Genomic DNA, 3,938 nt, shown 5'->3' on the forward strand with positions numbered 1-3,938 from the left:
CTGGGGACCTCACCCTTACCAAGGGTGCGCTCTACCAACTGAGCCATATCAGCACGTCTGGAGCGGGCAGCGGGAATCGAACCCGCATCATCAGCTTGGAAGGCTGAGGTAATAGCCATTATACGATGCCCGCATCCTGAAACTCGGCTACCCAGTTCTTTCTGCAACAAAAAAGAGATTTCTCTCTTTTATTGTTCGAGTCGGCGATTTTATTCAACCAACTCAGGCGGCGAAAACGCTGCCAGAAAGTGGTGGTGGGGGAAGGATTCGAACCTTCGAAGTCTGTGACGGCAGATTTACAGTCTGCTCCCTTTGGCCGCTCGGGAACCCCACCGGACTTGATGGTGCCGACTACCGGAATCGAACTGGTGACCTACTGATTACAAGTCAGTTGCTCTACCTACTGAGCTAAGTCGGCATCAAGTAGCGCGCATTCTAGGGAGTCAGGCGGGGTCATGCAACTAAAAAATCGCATAAAACGATCTCTTGCTCATATTTTGTGCATCTCAAAGCAAAAATGATGTAAAATCCACCGCCTTCGAATAAAAAACGGGCAAATGATCCTCTTTCATTGCTCATCCCCTTCTTATATCTGCTGCGAGAAGAGATTCGCTTTTCCGCAATAAAGTATATCGCTTCTCTATAATGGCTACCCGGCCACCCATTCAGCTTTGGGTTGTGACGCTTTCTACCGAAAGCATCACTAAATCTGATTTTTTCTTCTTATTCCATTCAATCTGGTGTTAACCTCCTGCCCATTGTCCTGATTAACTGAATGTGTCGCATCATCACGTTTCGACCGATGGAATAGGTGATAGTGAGCAGACCATGCTTATGAGCAAAAAAGAGCAAACGTTAATGACGCCGTATCTACACTTCAACCGCAGCCAGTGGGCTGCACTTCGTGATTCCGTGCCGATGACCCTTACTGAAGGGGAAATCACACGCCTGAAAGGTATTAACGAAGATCTCTCCTTGGAAGAAGTGGCTGAGATCTATTTGCCTCTATCGCGTTTGCTAAACTTCTATATTAGCTCTAGTTTGCGTCGTCAGGCGGTTCTGGAACAGTTCCTGGGTACTAATGCCCCGCGTATTCCTTATGTCATTAGCATTGCCGGTAGCGTCGCTGTGGGTAAGAGTACTACTGCGCGCGTGCTGCAAGCGTTGCTCAGCCGTTGGCCTGAACATCGTCGCGTTGAGTTGATTACCACCGACGGTTTCCTGCATCCGAATGACGTATTGAAAGAGCGCGGGTTGATGAAGAAGAAAGGCTTCCCACAGTCGTATGATATGCATCGACTGGTGAAGTTTGTTTCTGACATCAAATCGGGTGCGCCGGATGTCACCGCGCCTGTGTATTCCCATTTAATCTATGATGTCATTCCCGACGGGGATAAAACGGTGACGCATCCGGACATTTTGATCCTTGAAGGTCTGAATGTTCTTCAGAGTGGAATGGATTACCCTCACGATCCGCATCATGTATTCGTTTCTGATTTCGTCGATTTCTCGATTTATGTCGATGCCCCGGAAAAACTGTTGAAAAACTGGTACATCAACCGTTTTCTCAAATTCCGCGAAGGTGCATTTACCGATCCAGACTCTTATTTCCATAACTACGCCAAATTATCCGAAGACGAAGCAGTCAATATTGCCACCTCGTTATGGAATGAGATCAACCTGTTGAATCTCAAAGAGAATATCTTACCAACTCGTGAACGCGCCAGTTTGATTCTGACAAAAAGTGCAAATCATTCCGTCGAGCAAATTCGGTTACGAAAATAAAAAAGGGAGCTTCAGCTCCCTTTTCTTATTCAGCACTTCGCAGTGAAATTTCTCCGCCCATCCACGGTTTGATTACACCATCCTGCTCCAGTAAGAGCGCTCCTTGCGTATCAATGCCACGGGATATTCCGAATATTTCTTTTTCACCAATAATCAATTTGACCGGGCGATCAATAAAGTTATCCAGCCGCTCCCAACGGGAAAGGTAAGGTGCCAACCCCTCCTGCTCAAAGAGCAGCAATGCGGCGCGAAGCTCTTTAATCAATCTGACGGCTAGCCTATTGCGGTCAATCCTGATGCCCGCTTCCTGCAAATTTATCCAGCCCTGATTGATCACGTCGGACTCAACGCGACGCATCGCGAGATTAATCCCGGCTCCGATCACGATCTGCGCTGCATCACCGGTTTTTCCCGTTAATTCCACCAGGATCCCTGCAAGTTTACGATCCATTAGATACAAGTCATTCGGCCATTTTACCCGAACTTTTTCGGCACCCAGGCTTTGCAGCACTTCAGCCATCACGATGCCAATCACCAGGCTTAAGCCTATTGCCGCTGCTGGGCCCTGTTCCAGACGCCAGTACATCGACAAATAAAGGTTGGCACCAAAAGGAGAAAACCATTTCCGCCCACGGCGTCCGCGGCCTGCTTGTTGATACTCGGCCACACAGGCATCACCCGACTCCAGGCTAGCCAGACGTTCAAGCAAATATTGGTTAGTTGAATCGATGACAGGCAGTACGGTAACAGCGCCGGTTTGTATATTGCTACGAATGAATTCTTCATTCAGCAGCTGGATAGGCTCTGGCAGGCTATAACCTTTTCCAGGGACGGTGAAAACGTCAACGCCCCAGTCGCGTAGCGTCTGGATATGCTTGTTGATAGCAGCCCGACTCATCCCCAGCCTTTCACCCAGTTGCTCACCGGAATGAAATTCGCCGTCAGATAAAAGCGAAATCAACGTTAATGGAACGGTATTATCCTTCACGCAATGGCCTCCACCGCGCTGACTTCACCACGCTTACCGATAAACCTGACTTCAGGCTCCAGCCAGACATCAAACTTCTCACCAACCTGCTGGCGTACATAATGGGCCAGCGCGACCACATCAGCACCGGTGGCATTGTTTTCGTTAATCAGTACCAGCGCCTGCTGGCGATGAACCGTCGCGCCGCCAATACTCTTGCCTTTCAACTGACACTGATCGATTAGCCAACCGGCGGCAAGCTTAACGCTGCCATCAGCCTGAGGATAATGCGGTGCCTTTGGGAATGCGCTGAGTAACTTATCAGCTGCTGCGCGGCAAATTACAGGGTTCTTAAAGAAGCTACCCGCATTGCCGTTCACTTTGGGATCCGGAAGTTTGGTCATACGCATATGACAAACGGCATCGAACACTTGTTGAGGCGTTACCGTCTGCGGATCGAGACGCGTTAAATCCCCATAGCTGAGGACCGGTTGCCACTGCTTTAAGAGTTTCAACCCAACCGCGACGATGACAAACCGATCCTGATATTCATGTTTAAAGATACTGTCCCGATAACCAAAACGGCACTCTTCTGTGCTCAGGCGTTTAGCGATGCCGGTAGCCAGCTCAATGCAATCGACGTATTCGCATACGCGCTGCAATTCGATGCCGTAAGCGCCAATATTCTGAATTGGTGAGGAGCCAGCACAACCGGGAATTAACGCCAGGTTTTCGAGTCCCGGCATATTGTTCTCCAGTGTATATTTCACCAGATTATGCCAATTCTCACCGGCACCGACGTGCAGGTGCCACGCATCTGGCTGCTCACTGACCTCTATGCCTTTAATACGATTAATCAGTACCACGCCAGAATAATCTGTCAGAAAGAGTACGTTGCTACCTTCACCAAGGATCAGGGCAGGCTGCTTTTCTGTAGTTGCTTGCTGCCAGGCATCCAATAACTGTGGTGCATTTTCAGCACAGATGATGCGCACGGCATGGCTTTCAATACCGAAGGTATTCCAGGGCTTTAGGGAGTGATTCATAGTGGCTTCCAGATGCAAAATCCCGGCTAGTGTACCGTATTCAGGCAGGGAAGGCTTGTGGATATGTTTGTGGACAAATTGTCGAAAACGCAAAAAGCCCAGTCTTTCGACTGGGCTTCTTACTTATTTGATGCCTGGCA

The 3,938-nt window shown here is 49.1% G+C and carries 3 protein-coding genes and 3 tRNA genes; 1 reads left to right on the plus strand and 5 read right to left on the minus strand.

Features of this window, described 5'->3' with window-relative positions; translation table 11 throughout:
- Window positions 1-58: 58 nt before the first annotated feature.
- From SIK69_RS07940 to SIK69_RS07950, 3 genes are all read right to left on the minus strand, one after another.
- Window positions 59-133: transfer RNA gene (locus tag SIK69_RS07940), tRNA-Gly, on the minus strand.
- A 116-nt stretch (window positions 134-249) separates the two neighbouring features.
- Window positions 250-334 (minus strand) — tRNA-Tyr (locus SIK69_RS07945).
- 8 nt (window positions 335-342) lie between these two features.
- A tRNA-Thr gene (locus tag SIK69_RS07950) sits at window positions 343-418 on the minus strand.
- Between the two features lie 416 nt (window positions 419-834).
- On the opposite strand from SIK69_RS07950, the gene coaA reads away from it, so the two are divergent.
- Window positions 835-1,785 (plus strand): type I pantothenate kinase, encoded by a 951-nt coding sequence (gene coaA / locus SIK69_RS07955; protein WP_319629278.1) that lies wholly within the window; start codon window positions 835-837, stop codon window positions 1,783-1,785.
- A 25-nt stretch (window positions 1,786-1,810) separates the two neighbouring features.
- Here coaA and birA read toward each other — a convergent pair whose 3' ends face one another.
- Together birA and murB are read right to left on the minus strand one after the other, a co-directional pair.
- Complete coding sequence (birA, locus tag SIK69_RS07960; protein ID WP_319629254.1) at window positions 1,811-2,773, minus strand: bifunctional biotin--[acetyl-CoA-carboxylase] ligase/biotin operon repressor BirA; 963 nt, start codon at window positions 2,771-2,773, stop codon at window positions 1,811-1,813.
- The gene (gene murB / locus SIK69_RS07965; protein WP_319629253.1) at window positions 2,770-3,798 is read right to left on the minus strand and encodes a UDP-N-acetylmuramate dehydrogenase; all 1,029 of its coding nucleotides are present in this window, start codon (window positions 3,796-3,798) and stop codon (window positions 2,770-2,772) included. The genes birA and murB overlap by 4 nt, the downstream gene beginning before the upstream one ends.
- Window positions 3,799-3,938: the final 140 nt, after the last annotated feature.

Origin of the sequence: Scandinavium lactucae (assembly GCF_033843265.1) — a bacterium.
In the GTDB taxonomy this organism is placed as follows: Bacteria; Pseudomonadota; Gammaproteobacteria; order Enterobacterales; family Enterobacteriaceae; genus Scandinavium; species Scandinavium lactucae.